The sequence below is a fragment of the Streptomyces sp. NPDC001513 genome (genome assembly GCF_042894695.1).
In the GTDB taxonomy this organism is placed as follows: Bacteria; Actinomycetota; Actinomycetes; order Streptomycetales; family Streptomycetaceae; genus Streptomyces.
In genome coordinates this window covers 97748-112026 of the sequence record NZ_JBIAVU010000001.1, presented here as the reverse complement: position 1 = coordinate 112026, position 14279 = coordinate 97748, and the positions used below count along the sequence as shown (strand labels likewise).

Below are 14279 nucleotides of genomic sequence, written 5' to 3'. Positions count from 1 at the left end.
GCCCGTGACCTCGTAGAAGATGGTCCAGGAGGGGGCGCCGGACGAGGCGATGGCGGTGAGCGTGCCGCGTACGAGGGCGGCGTCGAGCACGGCCCGGGCCTGCGGCAGACTTCCGTGCCTCCGTCGGGTACGCCCGGGCGAGGAATCCTTCGAGGCGCTGCTGCCGGAACAGGCGCGGTACGAAGTCCACTTCACCGATCCCGCCGGCCGGGGCGAGCCTCGCGGGGACTGACCGCCTCACCGCGCGGTGCGTCACAAGGGCGTTGGCGTTGACCCGTCACAAGGTGAGGCTTCCCTGCCAGTCCAGAGTCAGGTCTCCGACGACCGGCGCGAGACCGGGCGCGAGTCTGCCGGCGCCCGCCGTTCCCGGGTTGGCCAGCGGAAGCGTGAACTGGTCCAGTGTCGCGACCAGATGCCGGTAGCCGGGGACGTCCGGGTCCGGCACCCACAATTCCAGAATCCCGGCGGCCGGCTCCCACTCCCATTCACCCTGGTTGCCGGCGGCACGCTGCACGAGGAAGGCGATCTCTCCCCACCACGCGCCCTTCGGCCGGGGGTCCGACAGGGTGGTGTCGTCCCATTGAAGGTCGACGATCGTCGTCTGCGGAACCCAGCTCGGAATGATCTTCACGTTTCCGCCGTGGATCACGAGCGCCTCCAGGGGCGAAGGATTCCGCTGCCGGGCGCCCCCGCACAGCCCTGCTGCCTCAACGGTTGGGGAGTCCCTGTACCTGGTCGAGTCTGGCGAGCGCGCTCTGCTTGTCCCAGCCGGGGCCGCCACCGTCGTCCGGGGCGTCCGCGATGAGCGCCCGCAAGTCGACGAGGGCCTGCACCATCTCTTCCCGGGCCTGCACCAGTTCCTCGCGCTCGAAGGGGATCCCGTCGTCGTCTTCGGTCCTGGGAATGACTGGCGCCATGACCACTCTCCGCTTCACTCCTGTGGCTTCGGGACAACAAGAGTGTTGACCGTCGAAACCGGGGGTGAACCATGGTTCGTCCGGATGGACGGCGAAGTCACCCACCCCTGCGAGCTCGGCCCGGGCGGAGCGGCCCGCGGTAGTGGACTTTCGGCAGTGCCGCGGGGGCGGTGGAGTTCCGTAGGGTCGCGTGCGTGAGAACAGTGATCACCAAGGCCCGGGTGCCGGCACCGGTGCTGTCCGCGGGTCTGTTCATCGGGGCGGTGGTGGCCGTCGGCACGGGCGTCGTCACCCTGTGGTGGGGGATACCCGCGGCGGTCTGCGCTTTCCTCGCCGGCCGGCGGCCGGGACGGAACCGGAGCGCGGCGGCGGCCCTGGCCGGCGTGCTCGCGGCCGCCGTGGTGGCGGTGCTCGTGGTGCCGGCCTGGCTGGGCTGGGCGAGCCGGTTCGTGGGGTTGCTGCTCGTGGCGGAGATGCTGCCGTGGTTCGCGGGCCGGTTCCTGCGCCAGTACCGGGAACTGGTGCGGGCCGGGTGGGAGCGGGCCGCGCGGCTGGAACGGGAACGGCATCTGGTCGCCGAACAGGCCCGGTTGCGCGAGCGGACCCGGATCGCGCAGGACATGCACGACCTCCTCGGTCACGAACTCAGCCTCATCGCGCTGTCCGCGGGCGCACTGAAGCTGGCCCCCGGCCTGTCCGAGGACCACCGGGCCACCCCCCGGGTACATCCGCGCCCGGGCGGGAGCCGCCGTCGACCGGCTCGGTGAGGTGATCGGCGTGCTGCGCGAGCCCTCGGATGCGGCTCCGGGGTCCGAGCCCGACGCCGGGCCCACCGCACTCGAAGGCCTGGTGGACCGGGCGGCCGCGGCGGGGCTTGATGTACGGCTGCGCGTGGAGGGCCAACCGGCTTCCGGTGACGCGCTGTCGGCCGTTGAACGGGCCGTGTGGCGCGTCGTCCAGGAGGCGCTGACGAACGTGGCCAAGCACGCGCCCGGGCACCGGGCGACCGTCCTCGTCCGGCACCTGGACGCACGGACCGAGGTCAATGTGACGAACGAGCCGGTGCCCACCACTGCTGCGACCCGCCACGACCGCGCCCTCCGCCCCACACCGGGGCCCCGACCCGACGCACCCGGCGAGAACCACCGCTTCGGGCTCATCGGCCTCGACGAACGCGTCCGCCTGGCAGGTGGCACCTTCACATCGGGCCCCCAGGGTCCCGAGGGCGGCGGGTTCGCCGTCCGGGCCACGTTCCCGCACCGCCCCGGGGCCGTGCCCCCGCCGCGCCGCACCGAGCCCGGGGAGCCGGCCGGCGCACTGCCTCCCGAGCACCGCAGTGCCCGTCGCCGACTGGGCCGTACCGCCGCCGCGGCCGTCCTGGTGCCGCTGTGCACCACCGCGTTGCTCATCGGCGGCGTACGGGCGTGGGACACCGTGACGGCACGGCAGTCGGTGCTCGCACCCCGGGACTACGCCCACCTGTACGTCGGCCAGCCACGCGCCGACGTGGCGCCGTACCTGCCCGAGCGCCAGACCACCCGCCGCCCGGCAGCCCCCGCGCCCGCGCCGCACGACGCGGTCTGCGAGTTCTACGTACAGACCGGCGACCCGTTCGACGACCGCTCGGGGGACATCTACCGTCTCTGCTTCCGGGCCGACCGCCTGGTCTCCACCGACGACTACACCGGGAAGGCCGTCCGATGATCCGGATCCTGATCGCCGACGACGAGCCCATGATCCGCGCAGGCGTCCGCGCGGTCCTCGCTACCGAGCCCGGCCTCACCGTCGTCGCGGAGGCGGCCGACGGCCACCAGGCGGTGGAACTCGCCCGGCGCCACCGCCCGCAGGTGGCCGTGCTCGACATCCGGATGCCCGGGACCGGCGGGATCGAGGCTGCCGCCGAAATACGAAGGACCGTCCCCGGCACGGGTGTGGTGATGCTGACGACCTTCGGCGAGGACGAGTACATCCTGCGCGCACTGAGCGAGGGTGCCACCGGCTTCCTGATCAAGTCCGGCGAGCCGGAGGAACTGATCGCCGGCATCCGGGCGGTGGCGGACGGCGCCGCCTACCTGTCACCGAAGGTCGCGGCCCGCGTCGTCGCGCATCTCGCCGCCGGCGGCGCGGGCGCCCAAGCCGGCCGCCGCTCCGCCGCCCGCGCCCGCGTCGAGGCCCTGACGGCCCGGGAGCGGGACGTACTCGGTTTCCTCGGCAGCGGTCTCTCCAACGGGCAGATCGCGCGCCGCCTGCGCCTGGCGGAGGGAACGGTGAAAGCCCACGTCAGCTCGATCCTCGCGCGCCTCGGCGTCGACAACCGGGCTGCGGCCGCCGTGGTCGCCCACGAAGCCGGCGTGGTCCCGGTGCCGCCCGACCGGCTGCCGTAGGAGGGCAGCCGACACCGCCCGTACGGCGATGGGGAGTACGAGGAGCCGTACGGTCACCACGGCGGCCGCGCCGAGCGCCGCGCCCGCCAGGACGTCGTGCGGATAGTGGACGCCGACCAACACCCGCAACAGCGCGGCCGCCCCGGCCACCGGCAGCACCAGGACGGAGAGCCGAGGACGTACCAAGGTCACGCCGACCGCCAGCGCAACCGCGAGGGTGGCGTGGTTGCTGGGGAAGGACCAGTCGCCGGGTTCGGGACACGAGGCGAGGGCCGAGACCCCTGGCAGGGCCCGGCACGGGCGTTCCTCGTCGACGAGCAGTTTGAGCGCCTCGCTGAGCCCGTAGGCGACGACGGTCCCGGCGGCCGCGACCGAAACCCCGGCCAGGCCCGGCGCGTCACGGCGTCGCCAGGCGGTCCACGCGACCCAGGCCAGGAGCAGGCCCAGGGACATCAACGTGCCCTCGCTCGCCGCTTGCAGGGCGGTGTCGGCCCACGACGGCCCGTCCGCCACGCTCGCGGTCAGTGCCTTGTAGGCCCGCGCCGAGAGGCCCGCGGTGACGTGCACCGGCTCGTTCGTGCCCAGGGCGCCGCCGGGCGCCAACCAGACCACGGCCGCCGCCCCTGCCCCGGCCGACGCGACCGCCATCGGTATGCGTCGACTTCCGTATCGCTTGATCGAATCCATGCTGCCGACGGTAGGAACACCGCAGGCCGGTCACCCTGGCCGAACGGCGGCCCCGTACCCCGACGATCGTCAGGGTTGACGACTCCACCGGCTTGGACCGTCTGGAGGAGATCTCGTCCGACGGCGTCGAGGTCGTCCGTTATACGCCGATGCGTGAACGCCCGCCTGCGTGGTTCTCCTACTACCGTGACGGTGCGGCGGTTTGCGCCTTCGGGGTGGGTGAGGAGCGCCGGCGCCGCGGGGGTGCTGCGTCCCGATGGGAGCAAGGTCTTCGCGCCTGACGACGAGCCCCACACGGTCACCCACGCGCGCACCCTCGGCGTCCTCGAGCAGAGGCGTCCGGAGAGCCAGGGCGTGAGCGCGGCGCCCGGGATGCGCTCCTTGCTCAGCCGGTACTCGGCCGCGATGGCCCGAATCGCGGTGACCGGGGCTCCGTTCCCGCGAGGGGGTCCGGGTGGGCGATCATGTGTGGTGTGGTGGGTTCGGCTCGGGCGCGGAAGGTACGGCGATGGAGGTTGTGCGGGGGGCGGAGTTCGTGACGGTCGCGGGTCTGGTCGCGGCCGTGGCGCAGGGGCAGAGCGGCGCGCTGTGGCGGCTGGAGGGCGTCGACCGGCAGCTGGACGCGAACCTGGTGCGCCACCTGCCCGGGACCGGCGGGGCGCCGCACACCGAGGAAGAGGTCGACGTGATGCTGGTCGTCCTCGGCGGCACCGGCACTCTCACCCTCGACGGTACCGAGTCGCAGCTGTCCCCCGGATTCCTCGGCATGCTGCCGCGCGGCACCTCCAGGGCGCTGCTGGCCGGTTCCGAAGGACTGCTCGTCCTGACCGTGCACCGCAGGCGCCGCGGCATGCGCATCGGACGGACCACCTCCGCCGCCGCGCCCCAACCGTGCGCGGTGCACCTGGTGTGCGGCCGGTGCCACCGGCACGCGATCGAGGCGGACGCCCGCTACTGCAGCGCCTGCGGCACGGCGCTGACGGGCCACCGCTCAGCCTGACGGTCCTGGTGCCGTCCGGCGGCACCAGGACCGTGAGCGGACACGCGGCAACGCGTCCGCTCTCTCCGGGGTATCAGGTTGCCCGCAGTACATCGGAGAGCCCCGCAGCAGGCCGTGACCGTCAGCGGGCGCATGCTCAAAGATCGGTGATGCGGTCCATCGGGTCAACCCGAGCGACACGGCTGCGGGAATCCGCCGCGCCGCACCGCCTTGAGCTGGGGAGACGAGGGGTGAGCGGTACCGGGAGCCCCTGCGGATTCCCGGGACGCGGCCACGGAAAGCCGGACACCGGCCCGGCGGATCATGAAAAAAGGTGGGTCGCACCTGCGGATTCCAGAGCCTCGGCTGACCACTGACCTGGACCGATGCAAGGACGGCCCCGCCACCCGGATCGGCTCGGCACAAGGACGCGCACGCGGATTGGCCCGCACGAGGGTTAGTCCGGCAGCCCCGGATGCTGCAACATCACTACCCGAAGGCGGCGGCAACCGCCCTACGTACCCAGCACGTTCGCCCGCAGTACACGTCTGGAGAGTCCACCCATGAACCACCACGCACCTTGTGGCGCATCCTCCACCGCGCCGCGCCCACTGACGGCCCCGGAGAGCGCAGCCGTGATCGTCATCGTCGTCATCGCCGTCGGTCTGGCCGTCGCCGGACTTGAGTTCCTGAGCATGATCGTTCTGGCCGCGGAGGCGACGACGCTCGGCATGCGGCTCATGCGACACCTCCGCAGCAGCACCAGTGGCATCAGCGGCAGCCGGCCCGCGCCGGGACTGACGGCGGCATAGCTCCATGGCGCGCCGCGAGAACCCCGTCGCCCCGTGCGGCAAGTCCCTGCTCGCGCTGGTGACGTGGCTGCGTGCCGGCCGCGCGTCGGCGGGGCTGACCTACCAGCAACTGGCGGTCCGCACCCCCTTCAGCGCCGACACCCTCGCGCGCGCCGCCTCCGGACGCAGCGTGCCGCAGAACCTGAGCGTGGTCGTCTCCTACGCTCGGGCCTGCGGCCGCAACGTCAAAGAGGCCGAGCGGTTATGGAAGAACGCCCGCCGTGACGAAGTCCGCGCGCAGGGCGTACTCGCCGGCCACCGCGGCGGAGGCCACATCACCGTCGCCAAGGACTTCGCCGACCTGCACTCCGCCATCGTCGATCTCTACCAGGACGACGGGTGCCCGCCGTTGCGCAGCCTGGACGGCCGGGCAGGGGGAGTGGGACGCCTTCCCCACAGCACGGCCGGCCGGATCCTCAACGGCCAGTCCACGCCCAGCCGGGCGTTCGTACTGGCCTTCGCCGAAGCCTGCGGCGTCCGGAAGGGCGACCTGCCGGAATGGGGGAAGGCCTGGGACCGGGCGGATGCCGACCTCCACAGCACGCGCATGCGCCGCAGGCGACCGCGCGTCGGCCACCCGGGCGGTTTCCTCACCGCACACGACCGTGTCACCCCCCGCGACCTGCAACTGCTGATGAGCGACCTGGAGTCCTCGGCCCGCAAGGAACCGGGACTGAAGCTCCTGGTGGCCGTCCCCGACCCGGGAGCGGCCAACGTCAGCCGGTCCGCACGCCGCATGACCAGGGAACTCCTGGTCGACCAGGCGCAGCGGCGGGGAGAACTCGCCTGCCCACGCTGTCGCCGGCCCTCCTTCGCCTACGACGGCGCGACGGGATGGACCAGGGCCCTCTGCGGTGACTGCACCTCGGAGCAGACCGGGAGCCCTTCGCCCGGGCCGGAGCCGCAGGGCGCACCCACACGGCAGGACCCGAACGCGTTCGTCGCCGCGCCGCCCCTGCCGCAACGGACCCCCGGGACGTCATGGCCGCGCCCTGTGGAGACGGCGCCCGCGGTACCCGTAGCGGAAGACCCGTTCAGCGCCCCTCCTCCGGCTCCTCCGGCACCGCCGGAACCGGGTCGACGGGCATCCGGATGGATTCCGCACCCCAACTGTCACTGCACGGCCTGTGAACTCACCCGCGCCGGCCCACCCGAAGGTGCTCCGACGCCGCCGATGACGACCACGCGGATCCGTATCGACGTCCCCGGCGCCGAACGCTCTTGACCCTCACGTGGCGTCAGGCCGCATAGTCGGTGCCGTGGAAGACCACTGGACCGTGGGACGCGTGGCCGAGCTGGCCGGAGTGAGCGTCCGCACGCTGCATCACTATGACGAGATCAGGCTCGTCCGGCCGTCGGCGCGGACCGCGGCCGGGTACCGGGCCTATTCGGCGGGCGACGTCGAGCGGCTGCGGGAGGTACTGGCCTATCGGCGGTTGGGCTTCGGGCTGCGGGAGGTCGCGGAACTGGTCGGCGACCCGACCGCCGACGCGGTCGCGCACCTACGCCGACTGCGCGGCCTGCTGCTGGAGCGGCGCGATCGCGCCGACGCCATGGTGGCGGCCATCGACAGGGAACTCGACGCACGGGCGAAGGGACTGCAGGTGACACCGGAGGAGCAACTGGAGATGCTCGGACCACGGCTCTACGACGCGATCGGCGGCGCCTACACCGCGACGCGGCGCACCGAGCCACGGATCGCCGCACAGATCTGGGACGCGCTCGGGGACGCGCAGACGGTGCTGAACGTCGGGGCCGGCACCGGCTCCTACGAGCCCACCGACCGCTACGTGACCGCGGTGGAGCCGTCGGCGGTCATGCGGGGGCAGCGGCCTGCCGGCTCGGCGCCGTGCGTGGCCGCCGCCGCGGAGAGCCTGCCGTTCGAGGAGCACTCCTTCGACGTCGCGATGGCCGTCTCCACCGTTCACCACTGGGGGGACCCGATGGCGGGGCTGCGCGAGATGCGGCGCGTGGCCCGCCGGGTGGTGGTGCTCACGTTCGACACCGACGAGCCCCGATGGCAGGACCGGTTCTGGCTCACCCGCGACTACCTGCCCGAGTTCGCCACCGTCCTCGCGGGGTTTCCCCCGCTTGCCGGGATGGCCGACGCGATCGGCGCCCGCGCCGAGCCGGTGCCGGTCCCGTGGGACTGCGCGGACGGCCTGTTCGAGGCGTACTGGCGCCGGCCGGGGGCGTACCTGGACGATCATGTGCGCCGTGCGATGTCGGTGTGGACGCGGGTCGGGCCGGAGGCCGAGCAGCGGGCGGTACGAAGCCTCGGCGCGGACCTCGACTCCGGCCGGTGGGCCGAGCGCAACAGCGCCCTCGCCGACCTCGAAGCAGCCGATCTCGGCCTCCGCCTCCTCATCGCCTGAACCGCACCACCCACCCGGCAGGTGACGGGAGGTCAGCGTGGCGACGGCCCGCTCTAAACATCACTCAACGTGTTTATCGAAGCTGGCGTTGGAAACGCTGAGTAGCTACAGAGGTAAGGGTCTACGCGAAAGGCGGGAATCATGTCCGTGAGCATCGGAATCATCCTTGTCGTGGTGACGGCGGTCATCGCTGCGATCGCGCTCGCCCCGGCGGTGGCACCCGCGGAACCCGACCAGGGGGCAGCCCGGTCCGGTGATGAGGACGCGCGCAGGACCGGCGCGAGGCGGCGCAATCGCCGCCGGCTGCACCGCATCCCGCCCCAGCAGACGGGCGACCGCAGGCGCAGCTTCGGCTGACCGGCGGCCGGCGCCCGGCCCCGCAAGGGACGTGCCAGGGCCGGAAGATGGGCCCGCGGTCATCGCGGGCCCACCTGGCCGGGATCAAGTCGCAGTGCGGGTCGGGAGTATGAAGGTCATGACGTCGCCTGCGCCGTCAGTGAGGCGGTGTGGGGTGGCTGCCGTGTCGTTGCGGCGGCCGCCCGCAGCAGGCGTTTCACGGCCCGGGAGCGGTTCGCGAGCCTGAGGCGGCGTCCGTGCCGGGGCCACCAGTCGAGGATGGCCAGGAAGCCGGAATCGGCGAAGGCGACGTCGGAGGTGTCCAGCACGAGGCCGGTGTAGCCGTCGTCGGCCGCCGAGGCCAGGAGCGCCCGCAGCGGGGCGGCACTGAAGTGGTCGATCTCCCCGCCGAGGCGGACGATCAGGGTGGCGCCGAGGGTGGTGCAGGAGTGGATGTCTATGACGCCGGGCGCGGTGTCAGCGCCCGAGTCGTGCACGGTGGGAGGGGCCAGGGGCGCGAGGGTGGCGGGCAGTATCGGGGCGGTGCTTGAGGTACTCACATCCCCATCAACGCGTCCCACCCGGTGTCGGGAAACGAGCCATGCGCTCCTTTCACCCCATGTGACCAGCATCGATCCCCGACAGGAGGAAAGATTTCACCCGGATGAGGCGTCAGGCGCCCACCGTGCGGCGTTCGGAGCGCCGGTCCGGCGCAGACGGTTCCGGTCAGTCTTCGGGAAGGACGCGGCCGTCCTCGTCGAGGGGGAGGTGGATGCGCGCGGGGTCCTGGCTGTTGGTGTCGGACGGGCGCGGACCCTCGGGGCCGTCGGGGCCCCAGCGCAGCAGGCGGCGCGTGCGGGCGATCCGGTACACGGTGTCCTGGAACTCCAGCTGGTTGACGCGCCCGGCCCGCAGGACGTCGGCGGCCTCGGCGTACGCGGCCAGCTCCGCGGACCGCGGAACGGCCGATGCCCCGTCCTTCGCCGTCCAGGTACGGGCATCGAACTGCGGGCCGGCGTCGGCGGGGATGTGGCCGTGCATGCGCGGCCACATCCACGTCAGGGTGAAGTCCAGCGACTTGCGGGCCTCGTGCGCGGTCGCGTGCGGGCCGCCGGCCGGCCGCCAGCCGCGGGCGGCGGTCTGTTCCACGACCGTGAACGTCGGGGGCAGCAGCAGGACGTCCGGGTGGGTGTCCAGCGCCCGCTGCGCGTCGGAGCGTACGTCTTCGGGGAACCGCTCACCGGTGTAGCACAGGCCTCGAAGGGCCAGCTGCTCCACGGCCTGGGTGGGGGTGACCGGTGCGTCCGGGTCCAGGACCAGGTCGTCGTCGACCCCCGGTCCCTTGGCGGCGCGGTTCCAATCGGGGAAGAGGGGATCGGGATCGGTGGGCCGCGGCTGCTCGATGCCGTCCGGGCCCGCACCCGCGTACTCCTCGGCGCGTACGACCCGGTACCGGGTCCCCGCCGCTTCGAGTTCGTCGACGCGCTCGCTCTCCAGCCGGGCGACCGCCGCCAGCAGGGCGCGCCGTTCCGCCCGGTCGCGCGCATCGTCCTTCGCGCGGAACCACAGCAGCGAGTTCAGCCCGTCGCGCGCCAGCTGCGGGCAGCCGTCCGTCACCGCGAGCACCACCCGCCACCGCGGTCCGTCCCCCACGTCCTGCGCCGCCACCCCGAACAACGGGCCGCGCACCACCACGCTGGCGGTGCGCGCCACGGCGTCGACCGCGTCGGCCTCCACCGCGGCTTCCACCGGCTCCACGGGTACCCGTACCACCATCGGTCGGGACCCGCCCGGCCCCACATCCCCACGGTCCATACGCCCATCCTGCCGACCGCGGTACGGCACCGCCCCTGATTCGCCGATTCCCATCCGGGCGGGGGCGGGATCGACTATGCGGGGGACCCCAGGTCGTACGTGAAGGAGTAGGCGACGGAGGATTCGCCGTGGCGGTACGTGAATCCCCCCGAGCCCGTCAGCCCGGCGAGGTCCCCGGTCGCGGAGCCGGGCACGACCTCGAAGCGGCAGACGGTGCCGCCGGCGTCGAAGCTGCCGCGCTCCTCCAGTACGAAACTGCCCTTGCGGCCGTCGACGCTGCCGGTGAGCAGTTCCATGCCGCTGTAGCTGCCGACGTTCTCCCCGGTGTAGGCGATCGTGTAGTCGCAGGCGGTCTCCGCGGCCTCGATCCCGCCGGTGAAGGCGTTGGTGACATGGGCGTGGGCGAGCCGAGGGACGGCCTCCGCCGATCCGACGGGGTTCTCCTCCCAGTTGGCGAAGGTGAAGCGGCCACCGGTCTCTACGGGCAGGGGCGTGGGCATGGCTGTCCTCTCGGTCGTTCTGTCGTTCTGTCGGTTGTTCTGTCGGTCTGCCTGACGGTCTGCCGACGGTGTGGCCGGACGGTGTGCTCCGCCCGGCAGTCGATCAGGCCGTGCCCCCAGGCTGGCAGCGGTACCTGACACCTTCTGTCAGGTAGGGCGGACAATGGGATCCATGCGCGCCGACCGGCTCCTCTCCCTGCTCCTGCTGCTGCAGAACCGCGGCCGGATGACCGCGCCCGAGCTCGCCGCCGAGCTGGAAGTGTCCGTGCGCACGGTCTACCGGGACGTCGAGGCCCTCGGCGCCTCCGGCGTCCCCGTCCTCGCCGACCGGGGACCGGCCGGCGGGTACCGGCTCGCCGAGGGCTACCGCACCCGCCTCACCGGCCTCACCGACGCACAGGCCGGCTCGCTCTTCCTGGCCGGCGCCCCCGGACCCGCGCGGGAACTCGGCCTCGGCGCCGACCTGGCCGCCGCCCAGCTCAAGCTCCAGGCCGCGCTGCCCGCCGCACTCGCCGGACGGGCCCGCCGGATCCAGGACCGCTTCCACCTCGACGCGCCCGCCTGGTTCCGGGAGGCCGACCCCGTCCCGTACCTCGCGCGGATCGCCCAGGCCGTATGGGACCAGCGCGTCCTGCACGCCCACTACCGTCGTTGGCGCGGAGAGGTACGACGCGAGCTGCACCCGCTCGGCCTCGTCCTCAAGGGGGGCATCTGGTACCTGGTGGCCGAGGTGGGGGACGGTGCCGTACGGACCTACCGCGTCGGCCGGTTCCTGGCGGTGGACACCTCGGCGGAGTGCTTCGAACGGCCCGCCGGGTTCGAACTCGCCGCGTACTGGCAGGAGTCCACCCGCCGCCTGGACGCCGTACTACACCAGCAGACCGCTGAGCTGCGCCTGTCCCCGCGCGGACAGCGGCTGCTCCCCATGCAGTTCGGGGCGGCGGGCAACCGGGCACTGGCCGAGGCCGGGCCGGCCGACGCGGACGGCTGGGTCCGGCTGCTCCTGCCCGTCGAGTCGGAGGCGATCGCCGTCGGCGACCTGCTGAGGCTGGGCGCGGAGGCCGAGGTGCTCGGCCCGCCCGAACTGCGCCGCGCCCTCGCCGAAACGGTGGCCACACTGGCCGGACGCTACGCCTGAGTTCCGGGCGCCGCGCTGTTCGGCCCGGCCCCGGTCCCGGGCGGTGAGGGCGCCGATCCCGGTGCGTTCGACGCACCGGCCCGATATGCCGTGCTCCGGCCCCGGGGCATCGGCTACGGTCCTTGGCTGTGAACCGTACCGAGCGTCTGTACGCCATGGTGGAGGAGTTACGCGCGGTCTCGCCCCGGCCGCGCAGCGCCCGGTGGCTCGCCGAGCGCTTCGGCGTCAGCACCCGCACCATCGAGCGCGACCTCAGCGCCCTGCAGCAGTCCGGTGTGCCGGTCTACGCCGAACCGGGCCGCAGCGGCGGGTACGTGGTGGACAAGGACCACACCCTGCCGCCCCTGACCATCACCCCCGCCGAGGCGGCGGCCCTGGCCGTCGCCCTGCACGGGCTGTCCGGGACACCCTTCGCCGCGGACGCCCACTCGGCGCTGTACAAGGTGTTCGCCGTCATGCCGCAGCGCGAACGCCAGGCCGCGCGCGAGCTCGCCGCCCGGGTACGGCTCGCCGTGCGCCCCGCTCGGCCGTCCGCACTCCCGCACACCCTGCGCGAGGCGCTCTCGACCCACCGGCTGCTGCACCTGCGCTACGCCGACCCGCAGGGGGAGGTCACCGACCGCACCGTCGAACCCCTGGGCTTCCTCGGAGGTGACGCCTGGTACCTCATCGGCTGGTGCCGGCTGGACTCCGCCGTACGGGGCTTCCGCCTCGACCTCGTCCGCGAGGCGCGGGCACTGGAGGAGACGGCGGAGCCGCGTCCGGTGGACCTGTCCGAACTGGGCACCCTCGGCCGGAATTTCGTCGCACTCGACGAGCTCTACAGTTTCGCTTGAGCCGCTGTCCGGAGGGCTAAACACCGACAGAGGGTTGTCGCCTCCGGCCCGGAGGCTGGGTGACCACGAACCGACCCTGGAAGGCACCCATGTCTGTGACGACGATCCCCACCACCGACTCCGCGCCGCTGACCCGGGAGGCCGGCACCCGGCTGGTGGAGGGCTGGACGGCGCTCTGGAACGGAGACCTCGCCCTCGCCGAGCAGATCCTCGCCCCCGGCTTCCGGCTGCACTTCGCGGACGACTTCGACGGAACCGGCTCCGCCGCCACCTTCGGCCGGGACGAACTGACGGCGTTCATCTCGACCAACAGCCTGGCCCTCACCGGCCTGACGTTCGCCGCCGACGCCGCACCGCTGGTCGACTCCGAGCGCGGCGAGATGGCCTGCCGGTGGCTGGAGAGCAACACCGGCGGCGGAGACGTCGTCGTCAAGAGCGGCATCGACATGTTCGCGGTCACGGACGGCCGGATCTCCGCCGTGTGGTCACTCACCGGCAACCGCCGCTTCGACGCCTGAAGCAAGGGAAGTCAGAGCCCTGCCCTCCGGCCGTCGCCGGACTCCCAGCGGACCTCGCCGTCCCGGAGCCGCCCGGTCGGACGCAGTCCGCAGCGCGCGGCGACCGCCGCCGAGGCGGCGTGGTCCGGGTGGACGTGCGCGACCAGCAGATCGACGGGCAGCGGCCTCAGCCAGTCCGCGACGGCCCGTGCGGCCTCCGAGGCGAAGCCGTGGCCCTGCCAGGGGGTGCCGACGACCCAGGCGAGCTCGGCCAGGGTGCGCGCCGGGACGATCGTGGCTTGGACGGTGCCCACCAACCGCCCCTGTCCGCGCAGCCGCAGGACCCAGTTGGCCCAGACGGTCGCGGGGTCGGGGGAGCCGGCGCCGAGCCGCTCGTAGCGGGCGCGGAGCTCCTCCCGCGACAGTGGCGCGCCGCCGGTGAAGGCGTGCAGGGCGGGGTCGGCCAGGACGAGGCTCATCTCCTCCGCGTGCGCGGGGAGCAGCGGGAGCAGGTCCAGGCGACGGGTGGCGAGGGCGACGGGCCGGACGACGGGCCGGCGCACCTTGGCCGCGGTGCCCGGGCGGGGTACGCCGTCCACGGCCAGGCAGATGCCCAGCACCCGGTCGTAGCCGGTCCAGCCGTTCACGTGGCCGTGGTTGTTGCTGATCTGCACGCGCCGGCGCGGGGCGTCCACCGCCGACACGAGGTGCAGGTACACCGTGCCCGAGACGCGGGCCAGGACGATGTCGCCGACCTCGACCGACGCCGGGTCGGCCGGCGCGACCCGGACCCGCTGCCGGCTGCGGATCAGCGGCTCCATGGATCCGCCGGTCGGCCGGAACTCCACGGTCTCGCCCCGGCCGATGCGGTCCGCCTGTGTGTCGAGCATGCCCATCGGGTGAGTCTCGCGGGGCGGGGGTGTTCCCGGCCACCGCATTTCCCGCCGCGGTCGAGTACGGCGGT

At 73.1% G+C, this 14279-nt stretch carries 17 protein-coding genes and 1 pseudogene; 11 read left to right on the top strand and 7 right to left on the bottom strand.

The window, feature by feature from the left end:
* Positions 1-277: 277 nt before the first annotated feature.
* A complete protein-coding gene (locus ACFYZ4_RS00595) occupies positions 278-649 on the bottom strand; it encodes a hypothetical protein (protein ID WP_351291007.1) in 372 nt (123 codons plus the stop codon).
* A gap of 58 nt (positions 650-707) precedes the next feature.
* A complete protein-coding gene (locus tag ACFYZ4_RS00590) occupies positions 708-917 on the bottom strand; it encodes a hypothetical protein (RefSeq protein WP_351291005.1) in 210 nt (69 codons plus the stop codon).
* 194 nt (positions 918-1111) lie between these two features.
* Here ACFYZ4_RS00590 and ACFYZ4_RS00585 point away from each other — a divergent pair, with 194 nt between their 5' ends.
* Genes ACFYZ4_RS00585 through ACFYZ4_RS00575 form a run of 3 tightly spaced genes read left to right on the top strand, consistent with a single transcriptional unit; the run spans position 1112 to position 3301 of the window.
* Entirely contained in the window at positions 1112-1684 is a 573-nt protein-coding gene (locus ACFYZ4_RS00585; protein WP_390782562.1) for a histidine kinase, read from the top strand.
* Between the two features lie 10 nt (positions 1685-1694).
* On the top strand, positions 1695-2621 hold the full coding sequence (locus ACFYZ4_RS00580; RefSeq protein ID WP_390782561.1) for a sensor histidine kinase: 927 nt from the start codon (positions 1695-1697) through the stop codon (positions 2619-2621).
* On the top strand, positions 2618-3301 hold the full coding sequence (locus tag ACFYZ4_RS00575) for a response regulator (protein WP_390782560.1): 684 nt from the start codon (positions 2618-2620) through the stop codon (positions 3299-3301). Before ACFYZ4_RS00580 ends, ACFYZ4_RS00575 begins: the two co-directional genes overlap by 4 nt.
* Before the next feature lie 105 nt (positions 3302-3406).
* Here ACFYZ4_RS00575 and ACFYZ4_RS00570 read toward each other — a convergent pair.
* Positions 3407-3754: pseudogene (locus tag ACFYZ4_RS00570) on the bottom strand (phosphatase PAP2 family protein); the annotation flags it as partial.
* A gap of 742 nt (positions 3755-4496) precedes the next feature.
* Here ACFYZ4_RS00570 and ACFYZ4_RS00565 point away from each other — a divergent pair.
* The 5 genes from ACFYZ4_RS00565 to ACFYZ4_RS00545 all read left to right on the top strand — a co-directional run bounded on the left by ACFYZ4_RS00565 (position 4497) and on the right by ACFYZ4_RS00545 (position 8550).
* Complete coding sequence (locus ACFYZ4_RS00565) at positions 4497-4988, top strand: hypothetical protein (protein ID WP_351290997.1); 492 nt, start codon at positions 4497-4499, stop codon at positions 4986-4988.
* Between the two features lie 542 nt (positions 4989-5530).
* Positions 5531-5779 (top strand): hypothetical protein, encoded by a 249-nt coding sequence (locus tag ACFYZ4_RS00560; RefSeq protein ID WP_390782559.1) that lies wholly within the window; start codon positions 5531-5533, stop codon positions 5777-5779.
* 4 nt (positions 5780-5783) lie between these two features.
* The gene (locus ACFYZ4_RS00555; RefSeq protein ID WP_390782558.1) at positions 5784-7043 is read left to right on the top strand and encodes a helix-turn-helix domain-containing protein; all 1260 of its coding nucleotides are present in this window, start codon (positions 5784-5786) and stop codon (positions 7041-7043) included.
* Positions 7044-7095: 52 nt separating this feature from the next.
* Entirely contained in the window at positions 7096-8193 is a 1098-nt protein-coding gene (locus ACFYZ4_RS00550) for a MerR family transcriptional regulator (protein ID WP_390782899.1), read from the top strand.
* Positions 8194-8334: 141 nt separating this feature from the next.
* Positions 8335-8550: a hypothetical protein gene (locus ACFYZ4_RS00545; protein ID WP_351290991.1), complete on the top strand. Its 216-nt coding sequence runs from the start codon at positions 8335-8337 to the stop codon at positions 8548-8550.
* Positions 8551-8666: 116 nt separating this feature from the next.
* On the opposite strand, the gene ACFYZ4_RS00540 is transcribed toward ACFYZ4_RS00545, so the two are convergent.
* The 3 genes from ACFYZ4_RS00540 to ACFYZ4_RS00530 form a co-directional block, all read right to left on the bottom strand.
* On the bottom strand, positions 8667-9089 hold the full coding sequence (locus tag ACFYZ4_RS00540) for an STAS domain-containing protein (protein ID WP_390782557.1): 423 nt from the start codon (positions 9087-9089) through the stop codon (positions 8667-8669).
* 166 nt (positions 9090-9255) lie between these two features.
* Positions 9256-10287, bottom strand: coding sequence for a DUF5954 family protein (locus ACFYZ4_RS00535; RefSeq protein ID WP_390782556.1), 1032 nt, complete (start codon positions 10285-10287; stop codon positions 9256-9258).
* A 131-nt stretch (positions 10288-10418) separates the two neighbouring features.
* A complete protein-coding gene (locus ACFYZ4_RS00530) occupies positions 10419-10844 on the bottom strand; it encodes a DUF3224 domain-containing protein (RefSeq protein ID WP_390782555.1) in 426 nt (141 codons plus the stop codon).
* Between the two features lie 172 nt (positions 10845-11016).
* Here ACFYZ4_RS00530 and ACFYZ4_RS00525 point away from each other — a divergent pair, with 172 nt between their 5' ends.
* The 3 genes from ACFYZ4_RS00525 (at position 11017) to ACFYZ4_RS00515 (ending at position 13336) form a co-directional block, all read left to right on the top strand.
* On the top strand, positions 11017-11982 hold the full coding sequence (locus ACFYZ4_RS00525) for a helix-turn-helix transcriptional regulator (protein WP_390782554.1): 966 nt from the start codon (positions 11017-11019) through the stop codon (positions 11980-11982).
* Positions 11983-12110: 128 nt separating this feature from the next.
* Complete coding sequence (locus tag ACFYZ4_RS00520; RefSeq protein ID WP_351290981.1) at positions 12111-12818, top strand: WYL domain-containing protein; 708 nt, start codon at positions 12111-12113, stop codon at positions 12816-12818.
* Positions 12819-12907: 89 nt separating this feature from the next.
* Entirely contained in the window at positions 12908-13336 is a 429-nt protein-coding gene (locus ACFYZ4_RS00515; protein ID WP_351290979.1) for a nuclear transport factor 2 family protein, read from the top strand.
* A gap of 11 nt (positions 13337-13347) precedes the next feature.
* Here the strand turns inward: ACFYZ4_RS00515 and ACFYZ4_RS00510 are convergent, their stop codons facing one another.
* Complete coding sequence (locus tag ACFYZ4_RS00510) at positions 13348-14205, bottom strand: GNAT family N-acetyltransferase (protein WP_390782553.1); 858 nt, start codon at positions 14203-14205, stop codon at positions 13348-13350.
* Between the last annotated feature and the right edge of the window lie 74 nt (positions 14206-14279).

What these genes read in the sequence shown, in the direction of transcription:
- ACFYZ4_RS00590 (WP_351291005.1), bottom strand. Translation starts at nt 917, where the DNA reads ATGGCGCCAGTCATTCCCAGGACCGAAGACGACGACGGGATCCCCTTC.
- ACFYZ4_RS00575 (WP_390782560.1), top strand. Translation starts at nt 2,618, where the DNA reads ATGATCCGGATCCTGATCGCCGACGACGAGCCCATGATCCGCGCAGGC.
- ACFYZ4_RS00565 (WP_351290997.1), top strand. Translation starts at nt 4,497, where the DNA reads ATGGAGGTTGTGCGGGGGGCGGAGTTCGTGACGGTCGCGGGTCTGGTC.
- ACFYZ4_RS00560 (WP_390782559.1), top strand. Translation starts at nt 5,531, where the DNA reads ATGAACCACCACGCACCTTGTGGCGCATCCTCCACCGCGCCGCGCCCA.
- ACFYZ4_RS00555 (WP_390782558.1), top strand. Translation starts at nt 5,784, where the DNA reads ATGGCGCGCCGCGAGAACCCCGTCGCCCCGTGCGGCAAGTCCCTGCTC.
- ACFYZ4_RS00545 (WP_351290991.1), top strand. Translation starts at nt 8,335, where the DNA reads ATGTCCGTGAGCATCGGAATCATCCTTGTCGTGGTGACGGCGGTCATC.
- ACFYZ4_RS00530 (WP_390782555.1), bottom strand. Translation starts at nt 10,844, where the DNA reads ATGCCCACGCCCCTGCCCGTAGAGACCGGTGGCCGCTTCACCTTCGCC.
- ACFYZ4_RS00525 (WP_390782554.1), top strand. Translation starts at nt 11,017, where the DNA reads ATGCGCGCCGACCGGCTCCTCTCCCTGCTCCTGCTGCTGCAGAACCGC.
- ACFYZ4_RS00515 (WP_351290979.1), top strand. Translation starts at nt 12,908, where the DNA reads ATGTCTGTGACGACGATCCCCACCACCGACTCCGCGCCGCTGACCCGG.
- ACFYZ4_RS00510 (WP_390782553.1), bottom strand. Translation starts at nt 14,205, where the DNA reads ATGCTCGACACACAGGCGGACCGCATCGGCCGGGGCGAGACCGTGGAG.